The sequence below is a fragment of the Cohnella boryungensis genome, from assembly GCF_042651945.1.
In the GTDB taxonomy this organism is placed as follows: Bacteria; Bacillota; Bacilli; order Paenibacillales; family Paenibacillaceae; genus Cohnella; species Cohnella boryungensis.
Genome location: NZ_JBHSED010000013.1, coordinates 51,312 through 76,408, shown reverse-complemented (window position 1 = coordinate 76,408; position 25,097 = coordinate 51,312). Strand labels below are relative to the sequence as shown.

Below are 25,097 nucleotides of genomic sequence, written 5' to 3'. Positions count from 1 at the left end.
AGGATGATGAGAATGAAGGCAATCTTACTTGCTGCTGGTCGCGGCACTCGGATATCGCGAATGATCGAAGACGTGCCGAAATCCACATTGCCTATTGCCGGAGTTCCGCTCATCCGTCGTACTGCACAGATGCTGCTCGACTCAGGATTTGAATTGGTCGTATGCGTGGGCTACCAAGCGAGCAAGATTTACAAGGCGCTCGAAGGACTGCCTGTTAAATATTATTTCAATCCGTTCTTCGATGTGACGAATAGCATTGCTAGTCTATGGTTTGCGCGGGAAGAATTGCAGGGAGATTCCATTGTTCTTAATGCGGATGTCTACTTCTCGAAAGACATTCTTGACCTTGTGCTGGGCGAAGAACGAGATGTGAGCATAGCAATCGATAAGACGCGCACCGAGGTCGGCGACTATTTCTTCCTGACGACGGACAATGGATGCATCGAGAAATACGGGAAGGAGCTCCCGCTCTCGTCTCGCAGCTGCGAGTATGTCGGGCTCGCCAAGATCAGAGGAAGCTTCATGGATAAATTCAACGAACGCCTAGAATCGCTTGTAGGCAATCATCAGCACTCCCTCTGGTGGGAAAACGTGCTGTATTCCTTTGCGGATACGAAAGAACAAAATATCTATACCGTGGATGTCGGCGGGAGATTCTGGGCGGAGATTGATTACTTCGACGACTATGAACGGATTCTAAAACACATTGAGAAGGAGGAGGAAGCGCTTGTCTGATCGGCATCGGATTTATGGGGAGCATGTCAATATTAAGACGGAGAACACGCGCAGCTTCTATAACGAACGGGCGAAGGCAATTGCAAGCATGGCTAATCCGTATGTGTCAGTATTACTTGGGGATCAGAACCCAGGCCATGCGGAGGAGTGGAATCGATTCGAGAAGAAGTTCATTCTCCCGGATCTGCAAATTTCCCAGACGAGCCGCGTGCTCGATATCGGGTGCGGTATCGGCAGATGGGCGGAGTCGATTATTCCGTTAAGCGGCTATTATTGCGGCACGGATTTCTCGCCGGAGATGGTAGAGACGGCGCGCAATCGCAATCGCTTCGAGGGGAAAGATTATGATTTCTACAACCTATCTTTCCAAGAAACCGTACAGCAATCAACGGAGTATTACAAAGGGCGATTCGATCGCCTGATCGTCGGCGGCGTCTGCATGTACATTAACGATGAAGAGCTGCCCGCGTGCTACGAGGGATTGCTGTCATTGCTGGATGAGCACTGCGTCATCTACTTCACGGAGACGGTAGCTGTGGAGAGACGGCTGACGCTGGATGAGTGCCCTTCCGAAGCATTGAAGACGAACTACGACGTGATCTACCGAACGCCGGAAGAGTATATCCAGCATTACAAAGTATTCACGGACGCGGGATTTACGGTTCGCGAGCAGAAGTACTTGCCGCACTTGAACAACGAGAAGCAATTTTACGAGACGGATCGTTGGTACACCCTACTGGAAAGGTAGTCAAGCGATATGTACGTGAATGAATATATTAAAAATCTATATCGCGTGAAATTCCATGAAGAACGGGATCAGGTTCTGCGATTGGATATGAATGAAAGCCCGGAGGGGCTTCCTGCGGAGTTTGTAGAAGAAGTGAAGCGGAAGATTACGCCTGAATTTCTGGCGACGTATCCGCAGAAGAATCGGCTTGCGCGGCAAGTTTCGGCGCATTGCGGCTTGCAGGCGGATCAGATTACGATCACAAGCGGCTCCGACGAAGCGATGCGATTGGCGTTTCAATGCTTCGGCGAGCAAGGGAAGAAGGTCGTGACGGTCACGCCGACATTTGAAATGTATGGCGTCTATGCGGGAATGTTCGGAATGGAGCATGTATCGGTAGGCTTTAATGCCGATTTTACGATACCGGTAGAGCGATTGCTTGAGGCCATTGACGAGTCAACCGGAATAGTCGTCATTCTTAATCCGAATAGTCCGATTGGGGCGACCTATACGGATGATGAGGCGCATGCCATTGTGAAGAAGGCAGGCGCGGTTGGCGCGCTGGTCCTCGTCGACGAAGCCTACCATTACTACCATACCCGCACGTTCATGCCGCTGCTTGAACAATACGAGAACGTTATTGTGTTAAGAACCTTTTCCAAATTGTGCTCGATCGCAGGCTTGAGGGTCGGTTATGCGGCTGGCAGCGTACAGCTGATCGACTATCTGGAGAGGTCCCAAGCGACCTTTAACGTGAGCAATGTCGGGCTATTATTCGCCGAAGAAATCCTGAAACGCCCGGATGTGATGGAACTCCAACGCGTTGCTGAACTGGAAGGTCGCAAGTGGCTTGTTCGGCAGCTGGAGGGGGCGGGTTATCACGTGCTGTCTTTAGAGGGGAATTTTATCCTGTTCCGGCCTAGAGGCGACGCCGCCCGGGATGTTGTAGCGGCATTGAAGGAGCGCGGCGTCTGGATTCGAGATTATAGCTCGGGGCTGCTCGAAGGCTACTTGCGCGTTTCAACCGGTCGCATCGACTATATGCAAAGATTTTGGGATGCCTTTAGGGCTACGGATTGATGGCGAACAGGAGGCGGGCGTATGGCGGATCTACGTAGTCGGAACGTGTTGCCGAGAATTATTCACGATGTGTCTGAGCGATTGGACTCTTTACATAATGCGGGCAAAACAATCGTCTGGTTCGGCTACATCGCGTTGGTCGACGTTGTTCAGGCTACGTTAGCAGCCAAGGGGCGGCGGATCGATTACGTCGTCGATAACGATAAGCAAAAGTGGGGACGGGTTACCTGTGGGGGAATCCTGGTGTCTCCGCCCTCTCATGTGATGACTACGGTGCGCCAGAACGCCGTCGTCTTTATTTTTTCCAATTACGCGGATGCGATTATCCAGCAGGTTAAAGGGTATGGGTACGAGGAGGAGCAGATTATTCGGTTCCCTGCGCCGTCGGCTTATGCCGAAGAGGCAGAGGCTCTGCTGGGCGAAGAGATTCTTGATTCCCGGCGAATGACGCTTAGGGAGCTTCAACTGGCCGAGCTGGATATGCTCAAGGCTCTTCGCGAGTTTTGCGCGGATCATCGATTGAAATATTATTTGGCGGGCGGCACGATGTTCGGCGCGGTGAATTACAAGGGATTCGTTCCGTGGGACGACGACATCGATATTTACATGCCTTATGAGGACTATGTTTATTTGATCAAGCATTTCCCTGTCGGCGGCAGATACGAGATCTTGCATTGGGAAGCCTACGACGAGTTCTTCTGGCCTTACATACAGATGGTCGATAACGCTACGGTTATTTTGTACGGGAGTACACCCATCAGTCTTGCGCAAGGCGTGTTTATCGATATTATTCCGCTGACGGGTTATCCGGAAGATCGGGATGAGATCGAATATCGCGTGGATATGAACCGCTACCTGGAATCCAAGTGGCGTTGGTTTTATAACTCTCGCGGCATCGTTCATAGAGATCAATCGGATGATCGTGCAGACATTATGAAGAAGCGGTATGACTTGTCTTTCTATGACAGTCCGAACGTGGCTACCGCTGTAGAGCTGTGGGGCGGGGAAGAGCAGTGGATCGTGCCACGGGCCGTGTTCGATTATGGAACGACGCTGGAGTTCGAAGGCGAGCAGTTCTCGGTCGCCAAAGGGTATGAAGAGTACTTGAAATTGAGAGCTAGGAAGTACGCGAATGCGCCGGTCTCGGCAATCCAGGTGTCGCATCCTATCAATGCATACTGGAAAAATTAATCGGAATGGATGGGGCGCAGAATGCGGAAGCATCAACAGCAGCAAGTTGTCGAATCGCTTAACACCTTGGAGGAAGCCCATGATGAATTAGCCAGGCAAACGGACGCTAATGCCATCGTAGGCTTGCTTGGCGACTGTCAGGAATTCGCTCTGAAGATTGGGGAGTTTATCGAGCGTATTGAAGGCGAGGGCACGCGAACGGTTGCGCTTCTGGAGCAATATTGCGATTTGTTATACGATGCGAGCGTGAGGTTTGACCAGGTGAATAGCACCGCTCAGCTCAGGAGACAACTTATCGTCATTAAGAACAGCGTGAGCGACGAACTGAAGCCGAATAAGATCGAAATCGCCTTTTTCCCCTACAAAGCCTCGATGTTCGATGCGCTGGAATCGATCTGGCTGGCAGCGAAGGATGATCCGCGGTGCGAGGTGTATGTCGTTCCAATTCCCTATTATGACAAATTGCCGAACGGTCAATTGGGGCAGATGCATTACGAGGGCGATCAATATCCTGAATACGTCCCGATTACGAACTGGATGGAATATGATGTGGAGGCAAGACGGCCGGATATTATCTACATCCATAACCCTTATGATAATGGAAACCTTGTGACGAGCGTTCACCCGATGTATTACAGCAAGCGGCTGCGCGATCTAACTGATCTGCTCGTGTATGTGCCGTATTTCGTATCGAACGGCGATGTGGGCGAGGCGATATGCAGTACGGCAGGATGTATTTACGCGGATAGGGTGTTCGTGCAGTCTGAGAAGGTGCGGCAGACGTACATAAGGGTGTACAAGCGACTGGCACAGCAGCATCACTTCGGTGATGCATTCGGCAAAGCGGAAGAGAAGTTTCAAGCCGTTGGCTCGCCCAAGTTCGATAAAGTCGTGAATTCGAGACGTGAAGATTATCCACTGCCGGATGAATGGGCAGCGAAGATGATTCGACCGGACGGCACGAGGAAGAAGGTTGTGCTTTACAACACGGCGATTACTTCTCTGCTGACAGACAACGATGCCGTTCTGCGCAAGTTGAGATATGTTTTCAGTGTGTTCCGAGAACGCGATGATGTGCTGCTCTGGTGGCGTCCGCATCCGCTGAATGGCACCACGTATGCGTCGATGCGTCCACAACTGCTAGTAGAGTACGAGATGATCGTGCAGGAATACAAGCTTGGTGACTTCGGCATCTATGATGATTCCGCAGATTCGCAACGCGCGATTGCAATGTCGGATGCTTACTATGGCGATGGCGGTTCGCTGATGGTATTATACGCGCTTACTGGGAAGTCGATTATGTGGCAGGACATAGAGTTGAACGAAACAGCGGCTTGTAATCCGTATGCTTTTACTCGTGCAGTCGATGATGGGAATTCGCTGTGGTGGAATGCTTTTTCCGGCAATGCGCTGATGTGTATGGACAAGCAGACGAAGGTCGCGACCTATGTGGGATCGTTCCCTGACGAGCGATATTGTGGATGGGCCCTTTATGCAGGTGTGCTACAGTATGAGGAAAAGCTGATCTTCGCGCCTAGCGCAGCGAATGCGATTGCCGTCTATGATATGGCAACGGGAGCATGGGAGAAGATCGCGTTAGAGTTGTCGGCTCGGGAGATGAGACAGCAATACCGATCCGAAGCCAAATTCGCAGAAGTGAAGCGATATAAGCAAAGCTTGTTTTTCATTCCATACTTTTATCCCGCGATTATTCGATACGACCTTGATACAAGAAAAGTTGAATATATTAACAAGTGGATCAAACAACTGGAACCCTATATAGTCGACAAGACAGATGTCTGGTTCGCACAGAGTATACAGGAAGGCTCGCGGTTACTGTTGCCGGCGTGTAACGCGAACGCAATCGTCATCTTCGATATGGAGACGTACAAGTCAGTTATACAGGCAGTCGAAACTGTGCAACATGGGTTCGAAGGGATTTGCGGTGAAGACGGGAAATATTGGCTGACACCACGGAAGCATACCGAGATCGTGCGATGGGATCGCAAGGATAACACTTTTACGAAGTTGAATGAGTTCCCACAAGAATATGACGGAGGAACATACTCTTTTTCGTTACCGCTCTATGCGGATCGTTCGATCTGGCTACTTCCGAATCAAGCGAACCAATTCATTCAGATTAATGAGGAAGACGGAAAGATGACGAGCGTAGGCGGATTCCCTATTGAAGCGAGACCATTTTATTACACACAGACAGTAGAAAGTAAAATAGTTACGGTGTCGTATCGGGAGAATCGCTTGATTGAGTGGGGAATTCAGGATGCCACAGCTCAAGAATACGCAATTATCGTGTCTAGTGACGATGATGCGCGTATGAAGGAGCAAGAAGTGTTTGGCGATTACAATTACGAGGCGTATGCTACGAGTCTTAACAAGTTTTGTGAATATACTACAGAGCAAGATCGTTCAGCAGTCAATGTAGAACAGCAAATGAAACGTGTGATTCAAGAGCTTGCAAACTTTGACGGCAGCGCTGGTCAAGTTATCTTTCAAAAGAGTATGCAATTCTATGATATTTATTCAGTGGTATGAGGAACTTCTCATTTACGATGAAGTCTAAACTATGCTTTTGGGGGGGATATTCCTGTGGATGTTCATAAATTAAATCAGCCGGTGTATATAGTCCCTTTTTCCGCCAGAGGGGTGTTGTTTTATCACCTCCTTCGTAAGTGCAACATTCCTGTGGCGGGTTTTTTGGACAATAATCCTGATTTGCAAGGGGCTTGTTACGATGGTTGCGAAATCTTATCCCCTCAGCAAATTCAATCGATAATCGGCAATGCAACGATTGTAGTATGTACATCGCGTTATGTTGAAGTTATATCTCGCCAGTTCCATGAGTTGGGGGCAAGCACGGTTTGTATGATGAGTGATTTTTCGGCTGATGTCAGCACCGCCGGACTCACGGAGCAAATCAATACTACAGCTTTCTCGGCTATTTCACCTAGTGGCGTTCCGACCATGCGAGAAATGATTCTTGATTGTCAAAAAATCGATTGTTGGCAGGATATGTTGATGTATTTTATTAATTTTGACGGGAGTCCGTATTCTTTTGTCGAGCAGCCTATTAGAACGGTTAATACAACTCAAAATATAAAAGTTATTTTATGTGTGAATGGAACGTCGGATTTTAATGATGCTTATTTTGATGCTTGTATGAAGAGCATTAAGGGGCAAGGGAATGCTGGATTCGATCCCGTATTCTTTTTTTGTAAGGAAAACCTATCTGTTGTAGAGCAGTGGCTGAAAGAAAAGGATCTGCGTATAGGGAAGCAAGTTGTTGTAACGGAGGGTCCGATCGTTGATGCGTTCGACTTGCTTGATTATGCGAAGCCTTATGTCAGCGGGTACGACTATATTGCGGTGATGAATGCACATGATGTTCTTTCCCAAAATGCGGTCAATGCTATTTACGAGGCGGCGGCTAAGCATAGCGAATATTCGCTTATTACTGCATATGAAGATCGTATTTACAAGGATAGCTATATCGCCCCTTTCTATAAGGATGACTATATTAAAGATGACAATACTACTCTCAAGGGGCTCGTTCGCAACTTTTTCGCTATCAATATAAGAGCATTAGACCGTTTGCATTCCCTTCAGAAGTCAGATGTCTTCATTATTAAAGAAGTGTTATATCATTACAGAGTCGATGAGGCCGTAAAACACGAAAATGGCATAAAACCGATCGCTTTTTATCTCCCGCAGTTCCACCCTATTCCAGAAAACAACAAATGGTGGGGAGAGGGTTTTACCGAGTGGGTTAATGTCAAACGTGCTTTTCCGATGTTTTCTGGTCATTATCAGCCCCATGAACCTGGCGTGTTGGGATATTATGATTTAGTTGATGGCGATGACGTGCAGCGTAAACAAATTGAATTGGCTAAGCAATATGGTATCTACGGCTTCTGCTATTATTACTATTGGTTTAATGGGAAGCGTCTGCTTGAAAAGCCTCTAGACAGAATCCTTGGAGATAAAACCCTTGATTTTCCCTTCTGCATCTGTTGGGCGAATGAGACGTGGAGTAGGCGTTGGGATGGCTCTGAAAGCGAAGTGCTCATGCAGCAGGTTCATAACAGCGAAACGGATGAGAAGTTTATACTGGATATTATCCCCATTTTAAAAGACCCGCGTTACATTACTATAAATGGTGCGCCTATACTGTTGATTTATAGAGTTGATCTATTCGAAGACATTGAAAATACGATAAAATGCTGGAGAAAAGTTTGTGCAGAGCATGGCTTGCCGCATATTCACGTTTCTATGGTTCAGGCCTTTAACGCGCATAATCCTCTGGTTCGAGGGTGTGATTCTGCAACTGAATTCCCTCCTCACAAGGGAAAAAGTCATGCTACAACAGATGGAATAGAGGGACTAGATCCGGAATTTAGCGGTCATATTTATGATTACAGAGAATTCGCAGCCAGAGCGATGAATATAAGAAAGACTGATTTTCTGAATTTTAGAGGTGTGATGCCTAGCTGGGATAATACTGCCCGACGGCTTACGAGATCGGAAATATTTAGAAATGCGGAACCGGAGGAATATAAGAAATTGTTGCTGTCCATGGTTGATTTTACAAGCAGAATTTCTAAGGATCAGCGGCTTATATTTATCAACGCATGGAACGAATGGGCCGAAGGAGCCCACTTAGAGCCGGACAAGAAACACGGAGATGCTTACTTAAAAGCAACGCTGGATGCTATACATATGAATTGTTAGGATGCTGGGGATTTAAACAAGGAGCGAACCTAAGATGAACAAGGTTACCTTTAATTCGTATGTCAATGAGCGAGCTCCGAACGTCCTGTATGCGAATGTGAGGCCAGGAGATGAATAAACCGCTTGTTTCTATCATCATACCTGTCTACAATACAGAACGCTATGTTCGCAGAACCGTCGAGAGTGCGTTGGCTCAATCTTATGAACATATTGAGATTATTCTAGTGAATGACGGCTCTACAGATCGTTCAGGGGAAATATGTGATGAGATAGCCCTTTCAAATCGCAGTATTAAGGTGATTCATCAGCATAATAGTGGAGTTTCTGCTGCAAGGAACGCAGGGTTGAACGCTGCGACAGGTGAGTATGTACAGTTTCTCGACTCGGATGACGTAATTGAGGAAGGCATGACGGCGGCTCTTGTTACTGTTATACAGAATCAGCTTTGTGATCTAGTCGCTTGTGACTTTATGTATGTGAATCGGGATAATAAACCGAGGGCATTGGAAGCAGGAGTGCATCCCGCCACAGATGTGCTGATACGCACCTATACAGATCGGAGTCTGTGGGCTGTGTTCCATAGCGCTTGCTATATGTTATTTAAGCGGCAGATCATCGTATCCAACCAAATTCAGTTTAATACTGAATTTGTGATAGGAGAGGATGGACTCTTCGCGCTTGAATATATGTGTCATTGTAGAAAGATTGGCGTCGTGAATGAAGCTTTTTATAAGTACCATTCCTATAACTTAGATGAGCGTGTGAGTGCAGTATCCTATTTTCCGCCTGACCTATATGTGCTTAAACTCAAATACTTCGAGCGACTGTTCAGTCATCTTAGGAGTCAAGGAATAACGTATGCGGATCAACGATTGTTCCAGACGTTTATTGATGCAGTGATTATCAATATGGTCCACATGGGAGCTTATTTTGAGTTTTTTGGAAAGCAGAGTATGCAGGATCAACTACGGACTATTGTTAACCATCCGTTAGTTAATGAAGCCTCTAGAAGCTATCGTAGAACTAGGAAAACAGACAGTCGCCTAATTCCCTTTTTCGTGCGGGTAAAGTGGGTTCACTTGCTATATTTTGTACTAAAGTCACGTGGTAAAAAGTATGTGCAAGCATACGGTAAAAAACCAAATGTTAGATCGATATACCGCTCAGGGCCCCGAGAGGAATAATGAATATTATAGCCTTTGATATTTGAATTGGACGACGATTCAACAATGTGCTTTAGAGGGTGAATGTATGAAACAGTATGTATTTCCCTACCGTTCGATAGAAGCAGGCAGCAAGATCGTTCTGTATGCTGCAGGTGATGTAGGGCAGGATTATTATCGGCAGTTACAAGTAACAGGCTACTGCGAGGTTGTGCTTTGGTTGGATCGGACGCCCAACACAAGCAACGTTCATCTCCCCGAGACAATCACTAATCTTTCGAGTGACGAGTACGATTGGATCGTGATTGCGATTGAACGTGCTGATCTAATGGAAAGTATAAAGAGTTTTCTTGTCACGCTAGGAGTTCCGTTTCATAAGATCATGGACACACCACCTGTTGTTATGCCATTAATTAGTCGCTATTCTCAATTGACACTTAATGAATGGCTCGCAGATACGCACCGTGTTAAGGCGGAATTATTGAGCTATTTTAATAGAGCCGAGGGGCAGATTTATTACTTTGAATCTTTGATACAAGAGATCAAGATGGGCTGTCTGCACGATGGGCAACTTAAGCCTGTTGTTCAGCAGCGAGCAATTCAACTTGTCGAAGATGAGTTGAGTTCAACGGAGATGCGTTTAGTACAGCTGCGATTATTGCTGGAGGCAGACTGCTTCGACAAGCGAATGATGCGATTATTCGTGAAATCTATCGGTGAGTTGAGTCATAATTCTGCACAGAAGTATTGGCTGCTGAATGATGTGTCGGCGATTTGGATGCATTATACTGACGTGTTGTATGAGGATTTCTGGCTGGATAAGCAGCATGTAATGAAAGGGTATGCTGAAGAACTTGACTTGTCGTGGAATCCCCCTCCGTATCGTAAAGAGAATAATCGAACGATATGCGTTCTTTCAATTGGATTTTATTTTGATTCGCCTATGAAGTCGACGTCTTCTATTGTGAAGGAGTTAATAAGAAGAAATTATCAGGTTCACGTTATTGATTTGATTCCATTTCGCAGCGACTCTGGTACCAACTTCTTGCAACCGAAATATTCACATTTACTGCCTGGTATTAGCGCAGATCAGTATGATCGAATTCGAGAGTATTATCCGGAACCGATTCATCTGCATTATTCGAATGCGCCGACAATGAGGGAACGCCAACAAGAAATATTGGATCTGATTAGCGACATAGACCCATATGGCATTTTCGATTTAACAGACGAGTATGGGTTGATCTCATCCTACTACTACCGTGAGTATCCCACAATTTATTTACCTATTCGCAAAACACGAGAGTCGAGTTCATTTTTTCATCGGTTTGTAACTTCAAATAATCTTCCTATTGATGTGCATGCGCCAATCCGAGAAGATCAAGTTTTGGCTGTCCCAATATTTGTTGAAAATGTACATCCTAAGCGTGTGTTTAAACGTAATGAATACGGATTTGCAATCGATGATATTCTTGTTGTAACGGTAGGGTACCGTTTGAATGTGGATATTAGTCCAGAGCTAGTAGAAACATTCTGCACGGCGATGCGTGCCAATCCGAAGGTGAAGTGGATTTATGTCGCTCCAGATGAGCATCGCTATATGGTTGAGAATTACTCCCACCTCATCGGAAAGCAAATTTTCCCATGGGGATATGAGAATGATTTAGCGGGACTATATGGAATGTGTGATATTTATCTTAATCCGCAACGATTCGGTGGCGGGTTGAGCATTGCGTTGGCGATGCAGCATGGGCTTGCATTGGCATCGCCTATAGGGGCTGACGCATCAATGATGTATGCAGGAGAAGAATTGGCGGTGCAAGACGAAAAGGGGCTAGCTTCGTATGTGATGAGAATGGCGAACAGCCCTGACTTACTCGCGCATAATCAAGCGGTAATGCATCGGAAGGCATCTGCGTGGAACATCGAGCGATTTGTGGACAAGTTGATTGAAGGTGTGGATGAGATAGCCGGAGAATTAGAAGCAAGGAATACATGATATTTTTGAGGAGCGTTCCATTTATGAGAACCGAAAGCTTTAGTATTATACCTATCGTGCCGGAAGAGTATGATACGACTCATGCCGATAAAGTTGATTGGTCTCGCTTAAATAGCGAAATGTCTGATCAGGAACGGAAATTCGTTAACGGCCTAATTCGATATTTCCGACCGCAGAGCTTGCTAGAAGTCGGCGTGAGCCAAGGCGGCGGTTCCGTTAATTTGCTAAACTCGATTATCGACCAGCCGCAAGCCGGATTAACAAGCATAGATCGAATGGAAGTTTACTATGGGGATGGGGTTACTCCCGTAGGTAATGACGTTTCTAAGACCTTTCCCGATTTACCCGAAGGCAAATGGAATTTAATTAAAGGCAAAGATCCTAGCGAAGTTATGGAGATGCTTGGACAATGGTATGATTTCGCAGTCATTGACACGGCTCATTTACATCCGATTGAAAGCCTTAATTTTCTTTGTGTATTGCCATATTTAAAAGACGGAGCAATTGTCGTGCTGCACGACATTTCCGTGTTTTATTATGGCGGGGATAATGGGAATAATAATGGTCGCTCGCTGGCAACGAGAATTCTCATGACGGCACTGACCGGAGAGAAAATATTCCCCCAGAGAAAAACAACCGCCTATGTTTCTAACAACGAACTCGTTCATAATATCGTGGCGGTGCAGATTAACGCGGATACTCGCAAGCAGATAGGGGATTTGTTCCAATCACTGTATACTCCGTGGGAAACCTATCCGGGAGAAGACATTAGGAGCGTTAAGAACCTTTTATCCAAGCATTATCCAATACCATTGATGGAAGACTTCCGGCAGGCTGCCCGACTGAACGCTGCATGGGTTTTGTCCGGAAGACGTACGTTTTCGCTGGAGAGATTAACGGGAGCGGTGCAGGCGCTGCAAAACAAGAAAGCGATGTTTTACGGAGCAGGGCAAAATATGCACAGCATTCTAGATTTATGCGAAGCGGGAGACGTAAAGTTTGAGTTTCCGATCTGGGATGCGAATGCTCGTCGAATTGGCGAAATATACGGCCATCCAGTTGTTGAACCAAATTTTGAGGAACAAGTGCCTGAGGGTAGCACAGCAATCATTACGATTGGTTCAAAAATAATTTCTAGCGACGTGCGGAAAACTCTGGAATACAGCGGCTGGACTGTTATTGAGGGAATGGATGAGCTATTCGATTATCGCAACTTAAGCTCATGAGCGGAAGATTGATAATATACAGTATCCGGTAGAGTAGAAGAACCATTATTCTCGCGGCAGGAATCTTCAGGCTCTATCATTCAATACATTGATTATACAGTTAGACTGGGAATTACAACGATTTAAAACGAACGAATTATTGCTATCATCGGAGGCGAGTATGACGATGCGCATTTCTTTTAATAAATCTCCTGTTATCGAGACGTCTATGCTCTATCTAACCCAAGTGCTGAACGGAAGGCTCGCCGGCGATGGTTTTTTTACGGCAAAGTGCTCATCGTGGATGGAATCACGATTTGATGCTTCCCGCGTACTCTTAACGACTTCAGGCAGTCACGCCTTGGATATGGCGGCACATCTTTGTGAGGTTCAGCCAGGGGATGAAGTTATTATGGCCTCGTATACATTCTCTTCCACTGCTAACGCCTTTGCAGGGCGTGGAGCGAAGATTGTGTTCGTTGACATTCGCCCCGATACGATGAACATCGATGAGAGGCTGATCGAAGAAGCGATAACGGAACGCACAAAGGTTATTGTCCCTATGCACTATGCAGGAGTATCCTGTGAGATGGATACGATTACAGATATTGCGCTACGTCATGGGTTACTCGTTGTCGAGGATGCGGCACAAGGTGTAATGTCGACTTATAAAGGTCGAGCCTTGGGGACAATTGGAGATTATGGTTGTTATAGTTTTCATGAGACTAAAAATTATAGTATGGGGGAGGGGGGAGCCTTGCTCATCCGTGACCCTGCTGCTATACAGAAAGCAGAGATTATTCGGGAGAAGGGAACAAACCGCAGTCGTTTTTTCCGTGGCGAAATTGATAAGTATTCGTGGGTCGATTGGGGTTCGTCATATTTGCCTAGCGAGATAAATGCGGCTTATTTATGGTCGCAATTAGAAGTAGCTGACGAGATCAACCATGTTCGATTAGCAAGATGGCAGCAGTATTACGAGGCGCTTCTGCCGCTAGAGCGTGATGGGCTGATTGAACTTCCTTACATCCCTAAGGACTGTACACATAATGCGCACATGTTCTACTTGAAGGTGGCAAATGAAAGCGTGCAAGCTGAGTTGATTCAACATCTCAAGCAAATCGGGATCACAGCAGTGTTCCATTATGTGCCATTGCATAGCTCGGAGGCGGGAAGGAAGCTCGGAAGGTTTTATGGTGAAGACAGATTTACAACGACTGAAAGCGCGCGATTGATCCGGTTACCGATGTTCTATTCGCTATCCATGCAGGATGTCGAGGAAGTCGTAACGGGTATTTACGATTACTTTAAGAGATGAACGCAACTCTGCTTCGCTAAGGAGGATAGGGGGATGTCTACTTACAAGTGCGTTGTTTGGGGAACTGCTCTAGATTATGAGATGTATTTTAATGCGCTTAAATATCAAGAGTTGCTCGGTTATATTGAAGTTGTAGGCGTGACATCGAATCAGCCCATTTACGAGAGACTTGACGGTTATCGATTTATATCAAGAAATCATTTAGTAGATATTGAGTTCGATTTGTTGATTATCGCTAGTGTAGAAAAATTTAGTGAAATCAGACAGGAAGCTGCGTCGCTTGGAATTGAAGCAGAGAAGATTATGAGCATCAAAGTATTTGCATTGCCTGAGTTTCATATCGATAAATACAAGACACTTAAACATTCTGATGTTACAATATTTTCCAACAACTGTTGGGGGGGCATTACCTATAATCGTTTAGGATTAGAGTTCTTATCTCCATTTATTAATATGTTCGTGTCTGCAACAGACTATCTCAAGATCATGAACGCCCCGAAACAATATCTGAGCCATGATTTAATTTTATCAAGATATAACTATGAGCCAAGTTTAATGCGGGATTACCCTGTATGTTACTTAGATGATGCAGAGTTACATTTTAACCACTACGGGTCTCTGGATGAAGCGGTTGCGAAATGGAATAGTCGCAGGATTAAAATCAATTGGGACAATTTGTTTGTCATGATGTGCACGATAGATCCAAAGGAAGCGGAGATGTTCGTCGAGCTTCCTTATCGCAACAAAGTATGTTTCGTCCCATTCGAATCGTCCGAGCCGTCTTTGATGTCCATTCCCTATAACAGGATCGACGAGAGTCGCAGTGTGCCGTTCTGGGCTATCGTCAATGGTTTGGCACTGGGGATATATAAGTATTATGACGTGCTTGATCTGTTACACGGCAATCTGAATCACAAGCGAGTCGAGTTGCGACACCAGAAGGTTCTACCATGAAAGGAAGGGCAGCTACGCGGTCACGGGCATCTACATGTTCGATGCTCGAGTGTACGACGTTATCAAGACGCTCCGACCATCGGCGCGTGGTGAGCTGGAAATCACGGATGTGAATAACGAATATATTGCCTTAGGCGAGCTAGGTTATGAGATTCTGGATGATTGGTGGAGCGATGCTGGTACACATGCATCGCTCGCTAAGGAGAACGAGCTTGCACAGAGTCTCTAATTCAGAGAAGAGTTATTCATAAAAAGGTTGGGGGATATGTGTATGAAGAATCAGTTGGATCAGTTTGCTGAATCATACTTGGATTCGTTTTCTTATGCATTGGATAATGAACTTATCTTGAACTGGTACCCGGACAGAATTCTTAATTTAGTCAAAGGGAAAAACAAAAGCCTGTTAGAGCTTGGAGTTGGGCATGGATACTCAACAATGAAATTTGCGAACCGCTTTGATCATTACGTTGTCATCGAGGGCTCCAAGGAAATCATTACGTTGTTCCATGAGAAATTCGGCAAACAAAATGTAAGCATTATACATTCTTATTTTGAGGATTTTACCACGACGGAAAAGTTCGATGTTATCGTGATGGGATTTATTTTGGAGCATGTGGATGACCCAGAATTGATAATGAGTAAATTTAAACAGTTCCTCAAACCAGGCGGTTCCATTATCGTTACCGTGCCCAATTATGAGGCTCTCAATAAAAGGATTGGTTACTCGGCTGGTCTAATTCAGGACTTGGCTTCTCTTTCTGATGCGGATAAAGCATTAGGTCATCAAAGATTGTTTAATGTTCAGACATTAACTGAATTGGTTACTAGAACGGGTTATCGAATAAAAACTACCGAAGGTTTGTTGCTGAAGCCGATTACGACTTCTCAAATCTTACAATTAAATCTATCTAAAGAAGTGCTTAGGGGAATGTTGGAGGTTGGAGTTCATTATCCGGAACTCTGTGTCGGAATTCTGATGGAAATAGAGGTAAGATAACCTTTGAAGATAGTGGTAATTGGGTACACTTCAATGTTGGGGCAGCGGCTTCTAAGCAGCTTTGATGGTAAACATGAAATCATTACATGCGGTCGTAATAGCGAAGCTGATATTTATCTGGACTTACAAACCCAGGATCTTACTTTACCCAACAATACCCCGCAAGAGATTGACGTCATTATTCATTGTGCTGCGAGCTTTTTCGGCAACACCTTAGAAAACTTTTTTTGGAATGAAACCATCAATTCCGTCGGGGCCGTTAAAGTCGGAATGCTGGCGGAAAAGCTGAAGTGTAAGCATATTGTTCATATCTCGAGTATCTCCACCTATGATCGGAGCGAGAATCAGTACTTTGATTCGTACGGGATGTCTAAAAAGCATGGACAAGAAAACTTGAGTTATATTTGCAAACGGCTAGGAGTTGCTTTTACTGCATTATTGCCTTCACAGATTTACGATGACAAAGGGAAAGCTCGACATCACCAAGGTCTTCTCTATCATTTTGTAGATTGCGCTCGAGAAGGCAAAGATATTCATATCTTCGGAAATCACGATGCGTTAAGGAATTACTTGTATGTCGATGATTTGGTGAATGTTATTGATAGGGTTGTAGTGGATAGAATAACTGGAGTTTTCCCGTGTGTACATCCACGGAACCATACATTGAGTGAAATAGCCGATCTGGCATTTGAAGTCTTTGGAAATGGCGGTTCCGTTCAATATTTAAGGGATCGCCCCGATATTCCGGACATCTATATCCCGCAAGAGTTTGAGTTGTACGAACGGATGCAGTGCTTTCCAGAGATTGACCTGAAGAAGGGACTAGCCCTTATTAAAGATCGATTGTCAATATGAGGGGGACAAATGTGTATAAGGTACTGGTTACCGGCGTAGGAGCAATTATCGGATATGGGATAATCAAATCTCTGCGTAAATCCAAGTACGATGTTCAAATCATCGGAATGGATATATATGATGACGCTATAGGCAGACATTGGTGCGACCATTTCGTGCAAGCAGTTCCTGCTAATGCCCCACATTATCCCGAATATATTAGATCGTTAGTCGATCGGTATAATATTGATTTAATTATTCCGGGAATCGAGCAAGATGGATTCCGTTTAGCAAAAGAATCAGCACAGTTCCACGATTTGAATGTGAAATTAGCCCTAAACCGACATGATCTTATTGATATGGCGGCTGATAAATGGCTTACGTTTCTCGAGTTGGAAAAACATGATTTTCCAGCTATCCCTACGTATATTGAAGGGGAGTTTACAGAGTTATCGGCAGTTCTGAAGTTGCCAATGTTGTTGAAACCGAGAAGGTCCTATGCATCGAAGGGGATACAAAAGTTATACTCCCAAACGGATTTCGAATATTGGAAGACAAAACTTGAAGACAACTTTATGGTCCAAGAAATTGTGGGCAGCGAAGATGAAGAATTTACAGTTGGGGCCTTTGGACTGGGAGACGGCACGATCTCTCAACAAATCACATTCCAAAGGAAGTTGAGCGGTGAAGGTGCAACCGCGAAAGCGAAAATAATCCAGCATTTTGAACTTGAAAAACAAGTCGAGCAGTTAGCGCAGATTTTTCGGCCAATTGGCCCGACTAACTTCCAATATCGGAAACACAATGGGCAGTTCTTATTGCTAGAGATTAATCCAAGGATATCTTCTTCCACATCATTGAGAAGTGCTTTCGGATACAATGAAGGAGAAATGTGTATCGAATATTTCTTAGAAGACAAGATACCTGGGCGGCGTGAACTGAAAGCTGGTTGGGCACAGCGTTATATTGAAGACTGGGTGACCCTATGTTAGCGATTATCTCTGATATACATGGGAATTATCCTGCTCTGGAAGCCGTAATAGCGGATATTGACCGTTTAAACTGCGAACAAGTCATATGTCTTGGGGATGTTGCGGGTTACTATTGTATGATTAATGATTGCATCGATTTATTGCGCGAACGAAATATTGTAAACCTAATGGGTAATCATGATGATTACTTGGTTCACAACAAACCGTGCCCTCGATCGAACAGTGCGAATGCATGCTTAGATTATCAGAGAGTAACAATTACAGAACATAATCATAACTGGTTATCGCGTTCGCTGCCGAAATACAATTTTGAAGATTTAAGATTTGTACACGCAGGGTGGAATGATTCATTAGATGAGTATCTATACGACTTAAACGCTGATTATTTTAAGGATATTGAGGGGAAATATTTCTTCTCGGGGCATACACATGTACAAGTCTTGTTGAATCTTGGAGAAAAAATCTATTGTAACCCAGGAGCTGTAGGTCAGCCAAGAGATGGGGACTGGAGAGCAGCTTATGCGATTCTCGATCATGGGCAGATTTTGTTGAGACGAATCGAATATGATGTCGACCGGATAGCAAGTGCAATGAAAGACGCACATTTCGACCCCTATTATTACACCAATCTATACAATGGGACCCGTATTGGGGGTCAAATTTCGAAAACTACCATTCGCGAATAGGTGAATCATGAAGAAAGTAGCGGTCATCCAATCTAATTACATCCCATGGAAAGGCTATTTTGACATTATTCACGACGTCGATTTGTTTATCTTTTATGATGATGTGCAGTATACAAAGAATGATTGGAGAAACCGTAACCGAGTTAAGTCCAACCAAGGAACCCAGTGGATAACGGTGCCAATTGGCTCGCATAATAGCCAGTTGATTAACGAGGTGGAAATTTCCAATAAGTTATGGGCAAAAAAACATTTCAACACATTGAAAATGAACTATTCGAAAACTCCATATTTTCATCGCTACCTGGCATTCCTAGAGCATGTGTATTTAGAAAGAGAATGGTGCTATTTATCTGAATTGAATCAGTATCTGATCAAGATCATTTCCAAAGAGTTTTTAGGAATTGAAACCTTGTTTGCGGATTCTAGGGAGTATTCGGCATCAGGAGTAAGCTTGGACCGTCTGATCGATTTATTGAAGCAAGTGCAAGCGGATACCTACATTTCAGGTCCAGCGGCGAACTCGTATATTAAGAGCGAAAGCTTTTTTGAAGCAGGTATAGAGCTTGTTTATAAAGACTATTCAGGCTATCCAGAATACCCGCAACTAAATCCGCCATTTGATCACTATGTCTCCATTATGGATCTTTTATTTCACACAGGACCAGATGCTGCCTATTTTATTTGGGGATGGCGACCATCATGAATCAATCAAGTTCTCAAAAGTGGAATAGTTTAGGTTTAGGAGGATCTATCATGAAGGGTATAATACTAGCAGGTGGCACAGGATCGCGCTTATATCCGCTTACGAAAGTCACCAACAAGCATTTGCTTCCGGTAGGCAAGTATCCAATGATCTTCCATGCGGTCGCCAAGCTGAAAGAAGCGGAAATAACCGATATCTTGATCGTAACGGGCAAAGAACATATGGGAGACGTCGTGAATCTCCTGGGCAGCGGCAGCGATATGGGGGTCACTTTCACGTACAAAGTGCAGGATGAAGCGGGAGGCATCGCGCAAGCTCTAGGGCTTGCGGAGAACTTCGCCGGCGGCGTCCCGGTCGTCGTCATTCTCGGCGATAATGTATTTTCTGATAGTATTGCTCCGTACGCACGAACTTTTGCCGAACAGGGCAAGGGAGCGAAGATTTTGTTGCATGAGGTTCACGATCCGCAGCGCTACGGTGTGCCGGAGCTGGATGAGAGCCGCATCGTGTCGATCGAGGAGAAGCCGAACGAACCGAAGAGCAGCTACGCGGTCACAGGAATCTATATGTTCGACGCTCGCGTGTTCGATATCATCAAGAGGCTCCGCCCATCGGCACGCGGAGAGCTAGAAATTACCGATGTTAATAATGCATATATCGCAGCAGGTGAATTGGGTTACGAGATTCTTAAGGGTTGGTGGACGGACGCCGGTACGCACGCTTCATTAGCGAAGGCGAATGAACTTGCCCAGAACCTCCAGTTCGGCGAAGAGTTTGGCAAGTTGAAGTTGTAGGGAATCATAGTCACGTATTATAGCTATTAAGAAAGGACTGCGCCTTACGTGAAAATAGCTGCAACTCGATTAGCAGGCGTTAAGTTGATCGAACCAAGTGTATTCGGCGATCATCGCGGGTTTTTCATGGAGTCCTATAATGCCGAACGGTTCGCGGAGAACGGAATAACGAATCGTTTTGTGCAAGACAATCATTCGTTGTCTGCGGAAGCCGGGGTGCTGCGCGGGCTGCATTATCAATTGAACCCGAAGGCGCAGACGAAGCTGGTTCGTGTCACGGCGGGAGCGATTTACGATGTCGTTGTCGATATTCGTCAAGGCTCCCCAACATTCGGACAGTGGCAAGGGTTTATTCTGTCCGCGGCGAATAAGCGTCAACTGCTCGTGCCGAAAGGCTTTGCGCACGGCTTCTGTACGTTGGTAGCGAATTCCGAGGTCATGTATAAGGTGGATGAACTGTACTCTTCGGAGCACGACCGCGGCATCGCGTGGGACGATCCGTCGCTTGGCATCGAGTGGCCGACCCGTTCGCCCGTTCTATCGGATAAAGACGAGAAGCATCCGACGCTTGCTCAGACTAAGCACAACTTTGTATTTGAGGGTGAATGAATCATGAAACTGCTCGTTACCGGCGGAGCCGGATTTATCGGCAGCAACTTTGTCCACTATATGCTGCGTGAACATCCTGAGGATACGATTATCAATGTGGATTCGTTGACGTATGCAGGGAATCTGGAGAACTTGCATGCCGCTGCCCAACAGCCGAACTACCAATTCGCCCGTATCGACATTACGGATCGCAGCGCACTTCGTTCAATCTTCGAGCAGGGGATTGAGGTGGTAGTCAACTTTGCCGCTGAGTCGCATGTGGATCGCAGCATCTTGGAACCGGACGTGTTCGTGCGCACGAATGTTCTAGGGACGCAGACGTTGCTCGACCTGTCGAAGGAGTTCGGGATTGAGAAATTCGTTCAGGTATCCACGGACGAGGTGTACGGAACGCTCGGCGACACGGGTTTATTCACAGAGCTTACGCCGCTTGCCGCCAATAGTCCCTACTCCGCCAGCAAGGCAGGCGCTGATCTGCTTGTACGCGCGTATCATGAGACCTTCGGGTTGCCGGTAAACATTACGCGCTGCTCGAATAACTACGGTCCTTATCAATTCCCGGAGAAGCTTATTCCGCTAATGATACAGAACGCACTCGCCGGCCAATCTCTGCCGGTCTATGGCGATGGACTGAACGTGAGAGATTGGCTTTACGTCGAAGATCATTGCAGCGCGATTGACTTGGTCATTCGTAAAGGCGAGAACGGCGAGGTTTACAATATCGGCGGCAATAACGAGCGGAACAATCTGCAGGTGGTGAGGACGATTCTGAAGGAGCTGAACAAGCCGGAGTCGTTGATCGCATTTGTTAAGGATCGTCCCGGTCACGATCGCCGTTATGCGATCGATGCGACCAAAATTCGCGAACAGCTGGGCTGGCTTCCGAAATATAACTATGAAACCGGCATAGTGGAGACGATTCGCTGGTATTTGAGCAACCATGAATGGATGGAACGGGTAAAGTCCGGGAGTTACATAAAATATTACGAAAAGCAGTACGGTGAACATCTGGGAGGATAGCATAATGGGAACGGATGCGGTGAAGCTATTGGTGACGGGAGCGAACGGGCAATTGGGCCAAGAGCTGGTTCATATGGGCAATGCCCGCATCCAGATTGCCGGGTTCGGCCGTGACCAACTCGACATTACGGATCTCAACCGATGCCGTGAAGTTCTGGCTGAAGTGAAGCCTCATGGAATTATCCACACCGCGGCGTATACTGCGGTCGATAAGGCAGAGTCGGAACCGGACGAAGCTTACCGCGTGAATGCGATCGGCACACGTAATCTGGCAGTCGCGGCTGAGGAGATAGGGGCAAAGCTGGTATTCGTCAGCACAGATTACGTGTTCGACGGGACGGGGACGACGCCGTACGAAGAGTCGACCGAGACGAACCCGCAGAGTGTATACGGCAAGACCAAGCGAGCGGGCGAGGAGTTCGTGCTCGATTTGTCGAGCCGTTATTTTATCGTGCGAACCTCTTGGGTGTATGGCCAATATGGCAGCAACTTCGTGCGCACGATGTTGAAGCTTGCAACGGAACGGGATACGATTACGGTCGTTGCGGATCAGATAGGATCGCCGACGTATGCGCGCGATCTCGCGGCGTTCTTAATTCAGTTGGTGCATACGGAGAAGTACGGCATCTATCATGCCACCAATTCTGGCAGTTGTTCATGGTATACTTTCGCACGGGAGATATTCTCTGAGAAAGGCATGAATGTGCGCGTGGAACCGTGCACAACGGCAGAGTTTCGTCGTCCGGCGCCGCGACCTGCGTATTCTGTGTTGGATCGCGCGGCGATTCCCCGTAACGGCTTGTCCGACTTGCGTCCGTGGCGCGAGGCCTTAAGAGAGTTTCTTGGAGTCAAGGAGCCATGAGCGAAGCATACTAGGATCGGCGGTACCGTAGTTAGAATGTATGACGTATGTTGGAACGATATACTGGCGCAGCGCCATTGTATCCGCTTTCAGAAAGTTGTTGACACCAATCTTTGCCTGATGTTATATTCGAAATGTAAGCTGGGCAAAACGCTTATGCTTAACGTCATTTGAATATGAAGGGAATGTTTAACACATGCAAGGTAAAGTAAAATGGTTTAACGCAGAAAAAGGTTACGGATTCATCGAATCAGAGCAAGGTGGCGACGTGTTCGTTCACTTCTCCGCTATTCAAATGGACGGTTACAAAGCTCTTGAAGAAGGCCAAACAGTAGAATTCGACATCGTGCAAGGCGCGAGAGGTCCTCAAGCAGCGAACGTTACAAAAGTGTAATCATCCCGACGTCCGAGGCGTCGAACCATCATACATGTTTTGGGCAACAAAGCTATTGTATGTCCAACGATCCCCTGGAGAAATCCAGGGTTTTTTTCTTGCGTCGTCTCTGTCAAACTCTTCTATTTTAAGTTTTCAAATAATTCAAAATTATTTGTGGAATGTTTTGATACGGTTAATCCGAATGTGGTATGATGTGGGTAAGCAAAGGAGGAGTTGCCCCATGAAATACAACATTCGAGGTCAGCGTTTAGAAGTTACGGATGCATTGAGAGATTACGTCGAGAAGAAGCTGAGTCGTTTGGAAAGGTATTTTGAAGCACCTCCGCAATCCGATGTCAATGTTACCTTGAACGTGACAAAAGGTCAGCAGGCTGTCGAGGTTACGATTCCTCTTCCGGGAGCGCTGTTGCGCGCCGAGGAGAAGAGGGACGACATGTACGCATCTATCGATTTCGTAGTGGACAAATTAGAAAGGCAAATTCGCAAGCACAAGACGAAAATCAACCGCAACTTCCGCGAGCCTGGCTCGGCCAGAGCGCTCTTCAAGGAAGACTTCGGCAACGGAAACGGCGTGACGACGCTGTCCCGCGACGAAGAGGACGATCTGGAGCTCGTTCGCACGAAGCGGTTTAACCTGAAGCCGATGAACGTGGAAGAAGCCATCCTCCAGATGAACCTCGTCGGGCACAACTTCTACGTATTCGCCAATACCGATACGAAGGAAGTGAATGTCGTCTACCGTCGGACGGACGGCAAATACGGGCTCATCGAGTCCGCTGAATAAATTCGAATAAGACGATCCCCTCCCGGATCCCGCAGAAGCGCGCCCATGTATATTGCGCTGACGCGGTTGCCGGAGGGGATCTTTTGGTTGTCTGACAAAATAGAAAGGAGAAGCTCCTGAAGCGGCTTCGCGTTATGACTTGGTCTGCTGTACAGTCGTTTTACGGTTTGCCGTAATAGGATGAAGCATCGGGCTTCGCCCCTATTCGGAGGTGCTGGATGAACGCAACGTTCTGGTCGGGGAAAAAAGTGCTTGTTACAGGCCATACCGGCTTTAAGGGAAGCTGGCTTTCCTTGTGGCTTCTCAAGCTTGGCGCTCGTCTATCGGGCTACGGGCTTTCGCCTGCGTCCGAGCCTGCCCTGTTCAAGCTAAGCGGCTTGCAGGCGAGCTTCACGCAGGATGAGGGAGATATTCGGGATGAGGAGCGTCTACGGCAAGCGGTAAATCGGTGCGAACCGGAGATTGTCTTCCATCTAGCTGCGCAGCCGCTCGTACGGCAATCCTATACCGAACCTGTCGGCACCTTCGCGACCAATGTGATGGGGACGGTTCATCTGCTTGAGGCGATTCGGCAGTGCCCCTCCGTTCGTGCGGCGGTGATCGTGACGACAGACAAGGTATACGAAAACCGGGAATGGCTGTGGGGGTATCGCGAGAATGAGCGGCTGGGAGGCAAAGACCCTTATTCGGCTTCTAAAGCCTGCGCGGAGCTGGCCACTCGCTGCTATGCCGAGTCTTTCCTGCTTCGGCGGGCTGTCAGCGGCGGGCATGGGGCTGCCGTCGCTACCGCGCGGGCCGGCAACATTATCGGGGGAGGAGATTGGTCGGAGGATCGCTTGGTTCCAGACTGCTTGAGGGCGCTGGCCGGCGGAACGGCCATCTCGCTTCGGAACCCTAGTTCCGTGCGTCCGTGGCAGCATGTGCTGGCTTCTTTGGACGGCTATCTTCGGCTGGCGCAGCGCCTTTACCTGGAGGAGAATACCGATATGTTCGAAGCTTGGAACTTCGGTCCGAGCGAGCAGGATATCCACTCTGTAGAAGAGGTAGCTAAGGAGGTCAGCCGAATATGGGGAGGCGGCGCTATCGACAGCAATGGGCATCGCAATCCGGTCGAGTATCGAGAAGCCAACCTTCTTCAATTGGATAGCGCCAAGGCGAGAGCCAGATTAGGCTGGGCGCCGCCGTGGGATTTAAAGGCATCGCTGGAGAAAACGGTCGAATGGCATCGCGCTTTCTTGCGGGGCGACCCTGTCAAGGAGCTGTGCTTGCGGCAAATCGGCGAGTATGAGCAAGGAAGATGA

23 protein-coding genes and 1 pseudogene are annotated in these 25,097 nt (G+C 46.8%); all 24 read left to right on the top strand.

Features of this window, described 5'->3' with window-relative positions; translation table 11 throughout:
• Positions 1 to 12: 12 nt before the first annotated feature.
• The 24 genes and pseudogenes from ACFO1S_RS08155 (at position 13) to rfbG (ending at position 25,097) form a co-directional block, all read left to right on the top strand.
• Positions 13 to 735 carry a phosphocholine cytidylyltransferase family protein gene (locus tag ACFO1S_RS08155; protein WP_204602851.1) on the top strand — a complete coding sequence of 241 codons (723 nt, stop codon included), beginning with the start codon at positions 13 to 15 and terminating at the stop codon, positions 733 to 735.
• A complete protein-coding gene (locus tag ACFO1S_RS08150) occupies positions 728 to 1,483 on the top strand; it encodes a class I SAM-dependent methyltransferase (RefSeq protein ID WP_204602852.1) in 756 nt (251 codons plus the stop codon). The genes ACFO1S_RS08155 and ACFO1S_RS08150 overlap by 8 nt, the downstream gene beginning before the upstream one ends.
• 9 nt (positions 1,484 to 1,492) lie before the next feature.
• Positions 1,493 to 2,542 carry a pyridoxal phosphate-dependent aminotransferase gene (locus ACFO1S_RS08145; RefSeq protein WP_378126575.1) on the top strand — a complete coding sequence of 350 codons (1,050 nt, stop codon included), beginning with the start codon at positions 1,493 to 1,495 and terminating at the stop codon, positions 2,540 to 2,542.
• Between the two features lie 21 nt (positions 2,543 to 2,563).
• Entirely contained in the window at positions 2,564 to 3,733 is a 1,170-nt protein-coding gene (locus tag ACFO1S_RS08140) for a LicD family protein (protein ID WP_204602854.1), read from the top strand.
• 21 nt (positions 3,734 to 3,754) lie between these two features.
• Complete coding sequence (locus ACFO1S_RS08135; protein WP_204602855.1) at positions 3,755 to 6,286, top strand: NHL repeat-containing protein; 2,532 nt, start codon at positions 3,755 to 3,757, stop codon at positions 6,284 to 6,286.
• A gap of 54 nt (positions 6,287 to 6,340) precedes the next feature.
• Positions 6,341 to 8,479 (top strand): glycosyltransferase WbsX family protein, encoded by a 2,139-nt coding sequence (locus ACFO1S_RS08130; RefSeq protein ID WP_204602856.1) that lies wholly within the window; start codon positions 6,341 to 6,343, stop codon positions 8,477 to 8,479.
• A 110-nt stretch (positions 8,480 to 8,589) separates the two neighbouring features.
• Positions 8,590 to 9,663, top strand: a complete 1,074-nt coding sequence (locus ACFO1S_RS08125) for a glycosyltransferase family 2 protein (RefSeq protein ID WP_204602857.1) — start codon at positions 8,590 to 8,592, stop codon at positions 9,661 to 9,663.
• Positions 9,664 to 9,730: 67 nt separating this feature from the next.
• Positions 9,731 to 11,641: a glycosyltransferase family protein gene (locus tag ACFO1S_RS08120; RefSeq protein ID WP_204602858.1), complete on the top strand. Its 1,911-nt coding sequence runs from the start codon at positions 9,731 to 9,733 to the stop codon at positions 11,639 to 11,641.
• Between the two features lie 23 nt (positions 11,642 to 11,664).
• On the top strand, positions 11,665 to 12,867 hold the full coding sequence (locus tag ACFO1S_RS08115; RefSeq protein WP_204602859.1) for a class I SAM-dependent methyltransferase: 1,203 nt from the start codon (positions 11,665 to 11,667) through the stop codon (positions 12,865 to 12,867).
• A gap of 160 nt (positions 12,868 to 13,027) precedes the next feature.
• Positions 13,028 to 14,164 (top strand): dTDP-4-amino-4,6-dideoxygalactose transaminase, encoded by a 1,137-nt coding sequence (rffA, locus tag ACFO1S_RS08110; RefSeq protein WP_378126574.1) that lies wholly within the window; start codon positions 13,028 to 13,030, stop codon positions 14,162 to 14,164.
• 33 nt (positions 14,165 to 14,197) lie between these two features.
• Entirely contained in the window at positions 14,198 to 15,118 is a 921-nt protein-coding gene (locus tag ACFO1S_RS08105; protein WP_204602860.1) for a DUF1919 domain-containing protein, read from the top strand.
• 4 nt (positions 15,119 to 15,122) lie between these two features.
• Positions 15,123 to 15,347, top strand: a pseudogene (locus ACFO1S_RS08100) (sugar phosphate nucleotidyltransferase); the annotation flags it as partial.
• Positions 15,348 to 15,389: 42 nt separating this feature from the next.
• Complete coding sequence (locus ACFO1S_RS08095; RefSeq protein ID WP_204602862.1) at positions 15,390 to 16,115, top strand: class I SAM-dependent methyltransferase; 726 nt, start codon at positions 15,390 to 15,392, stop codon at positions 16,113 to 16,115.
• 12 nt (positions 16,116 to 16,127) lie between these two features.
• The gene (locus ACFO1S_RS08090) at positions 16,128 to 16,970 is read left to right on the top strand and encodes an NAD-dependent epimerase/dehydratase family protein (protein WP_378126658.1); all 843 of its coding nucleotides are present in this window, start codon (positions 16,128 to 16,130) and stop codon (positions 16,968 to 16,970) included.
• 11 nt (positions 16,971 to 16,981) lie between these two features.
• Positions 16,982 to 17,941, top strand: coding sequence for an ATP-grasp domain-containing protein (locus tag ACFO1S_RS08085; protein WP_204602864.1), 960 nt, complete (start codon positions 16,982 to 16,984; stop codon positions 17,939 to 17,941).
• The gene (locus tag ACFO1S_RS08080; protein WP_204602865.1) at positions 17,935 to 18,627 is read left to right on the top strand and encodes a metallophosphoesterase family protein; all 693 of its coding nucleotides are present in this window, start codon (positions 17,935 to 17,937) and stop codon (positions 18,625 to 18,627) included. Before ACFO1S_RS08085 ends, ACFO1S_RS08080 begins: the two co-directional genes overlap by 7 nt.
• Before the next feature lie 7 nt (positions 18,628 to 18,634).
• Positions 18,635 to 19,330, top strand: a complete 696-nt coding sequence (locus tag ACFO1S_RS08075; protein ID WP_204602866.1) for a WbqC family protein — start codon at positions 18,635 to 18,637, stop codon at positions 19,328 to 19,330.
• A 50-nt stretch (positions 19,331 to 19,380) separates the two neighbouring features.
• A complete protein-coding gene (locus ACFO1S_RS08070; RefSeq protein ID WP_204602867.1) occupies positions 19,381 to 20,124 on the top strand; it encodes a sugar phosphate nucleotidyltransferase in 744 nt (247 codons plus the stop codon).
• Positions 20,125 to 20,172: 48 nt separating this feature from the next.
• On the top strand, positions 20,173 to 20,733 hold the full coding sequence (gene rfbC, locus ACFO1S_RS08065; protein ID WP_204602868.1) for a dTDP-4-dehydrorhamnose 3,5-epimerase: 561 nt from the start codon (positions 20,173 to 20,175) through the stop codon (positions 20,731 to 20,733).
• Positions 20,734 to 20,736: 3 nt separating this feature from the next.
• Entirely contained in the window at positions 20,737 to 21,753 is a 1,017-nt protein-coding gene (gene rfbB, locus ACFO1S_RS08060) for a dTDP-glucose 4,6-dehydratase (RefSeq protein ID WP_204602869.1), read from the top strand.
• Positions 21,754 to 21,757: 4 nt separating this feature from the next.
• The gene (gene rfbD, locus ACFO1S_RS08055) at positions 21,758 to 22,615 is read left to right on the top strand and encodes a dTDP-4-dehydrorhamnose reductase (RefSeq protein ID WP_378126570.1); all 858 of its coding nucleotides are present in this window, start codon (positions 21,758 to 21,760) and stop codon (positions 22,613 to 22,615) included.
• Positions 22,616 to 22,811: 196 nt separating this feature from the next.
• Positions 22,812 to 23,009, top strand: a complete 198-nt coding sequence (locus ACFO1S_RS08050) for a cold-shock protein (protein WP_204602870.1) — start codon at positions 22,812 to 22,814, stop codon at positions 23,007 to 23,009.
• 223 nt (positions 23,010 to 23,232) lie between these two features.
• The gene (gene hpf, locus ACFO1S_RS08045; protein WP_204602871.1) at positions 23,233 to 23,796 is read left to right on the top strand and encodes a ribosome hibernation-promoting factor, HPF/YfiA family; all 564 of its coding nucleotides are present in this window, start codon (positions 23,233 to 23,235) and stop codon (positions 23,794 to 23,796) included.
• A 218-nt stretch (positions 23,797 to 24,014) separates the two neighbouring features.
• The gene (gene rfbG, locus ACFO1S_RS08040; protein WP_204602872.1) at positions 24,015 to 25,097 is read left to right on the top strand and encodes a CDP-glucose 4,6-dehydratase; all 1,083 of its coding nucleotides are present in this window, start codon (positions 24,015 to 24,017) and stop codon (positions 25,095 to 25,097) included.

Bases quoted from the DNA above. Each gene is read 5' to 3' on its own strand.
- ACFO1S_RS08095 (WP_204602862.1), top strand. From the start codon at position 15,390: ATGAAGAATCAGTTGGATCAGTTTGCTGAATCATACTTGGATTCGTTT.
- ACFO1S_RS08115 (WP_204602859.1), top strand. From the start codon at position 11,665: ATGAGAACCGAAAGCTTTAGTATTATACCTATCGTGCCGGAAGAGTAT.
- ACFO1S_RS08075 (WP_204602866.1), top strand. From the start codon at position 18,635: ATGAAGAAAGTAGCGGTCATCCAATCTAATTACATCCCATGGAAAGGC.
- rffA (WP_378126574.1), top strand. From the start codon at position 13,028: ATGACGATGCGCATTTCTTTTAATAAATCTCCTGTTATCGAGACGTCT.
- ACFO1S_RS08050 (WP_204602870.1), top strand. From the start codon at position 22,812: ATGCAAGGTAAAGTAAAATGGTTTAACGCAGAAAAAGGTTACGGATTC.
- ACFO1S_RS08070 (WP_204602867.1), top strand. From the start codon at position 19,381: ATGAAGGGTATAATACTAGCAGGTGGCACAGGATCGCGCTTATATCCG.
- ACFO1S_RS08080 (WP_204602865.1), top strand. From the start codon at position 17,935: ATGTTAGCGATTATCTCTGATATACATGGGAATTATCCTGCTCTGGAA.
- ACFO1S_RS08155 (WP_204602851.1), top strand. From the start codon at position 13: ATGAAGGCAATCTTACTTGCTGCTGGTCGCGGCACTCGGATATCGCGA.
- ACFO1S_RS08120 (WP_204602858.1), top strand. From the start codon at position 9,731: ATGAAACAGTATGTATTTCCCTACCGTTCGATAGAAGCAGGCAGCAAG.
- ACFO1S_RS08140 (WP_204602854.1), top strand. From the start codon at position 2,564: ATGGCGGATCTACGTAGTCGGAACGTGTTGCCGAGAATTATTCACGAT.
- rfbB (WP_204602869.1), top strand. From the start codon at position 20,737: ATGAAACTGCTCGTTACCGGCGGAGCCGGATTTATCGGCAGCAACTTT.
- hpf (WP_204602871.1), top strand. From the start codon at position 23,233: ATGAAATACAACATTCGAGGTCAGCGTTTAGAAGTTACGGATGCATTG.
- rfbD (WP_378126570.1), top strand. From the start codon at position 21,758: ATGGGAACGGATGCGGTGAAGCTATTGGTGACGGGAGCGAACGGGCAA.
- ACFO1S_RS08135 (WP_204602855.1), top strand. From the start codon at position 3,755: ATGCGGAAGCATCAACAGCAGCAAGTTGTCGAATCGCTTAACACCTTG.
- ACFO1S_RS08105 (WP_204602860.1), top strand. From the start codon at position 14,198: ATGTCTACTTACAAGTGCGTTGTTTGGGGAACTGCTCTAGATTATGAG.
- ACFO1S_RS08125 (WP_204602857.1), top strand. From the start codon at position 8,590: ATGAATAAACCGCTTGTTTCTATCATCATACCTGTCTACAATACAGAA.
- rfbG (WP_204602872.1), top strand. From the start codon at position 24,015: ATGAACGCAACGTTCTGGTCGGGGAAAAAAGTGCTTGTTACAGGCCAT.
- ACFO1S_RS08145 (WP_378126575.1), top strand. From the start codon at position 1,493: ATGTACGTGAATGAATATATTAAAAATCTATATCGCGTGAAATTCCAT.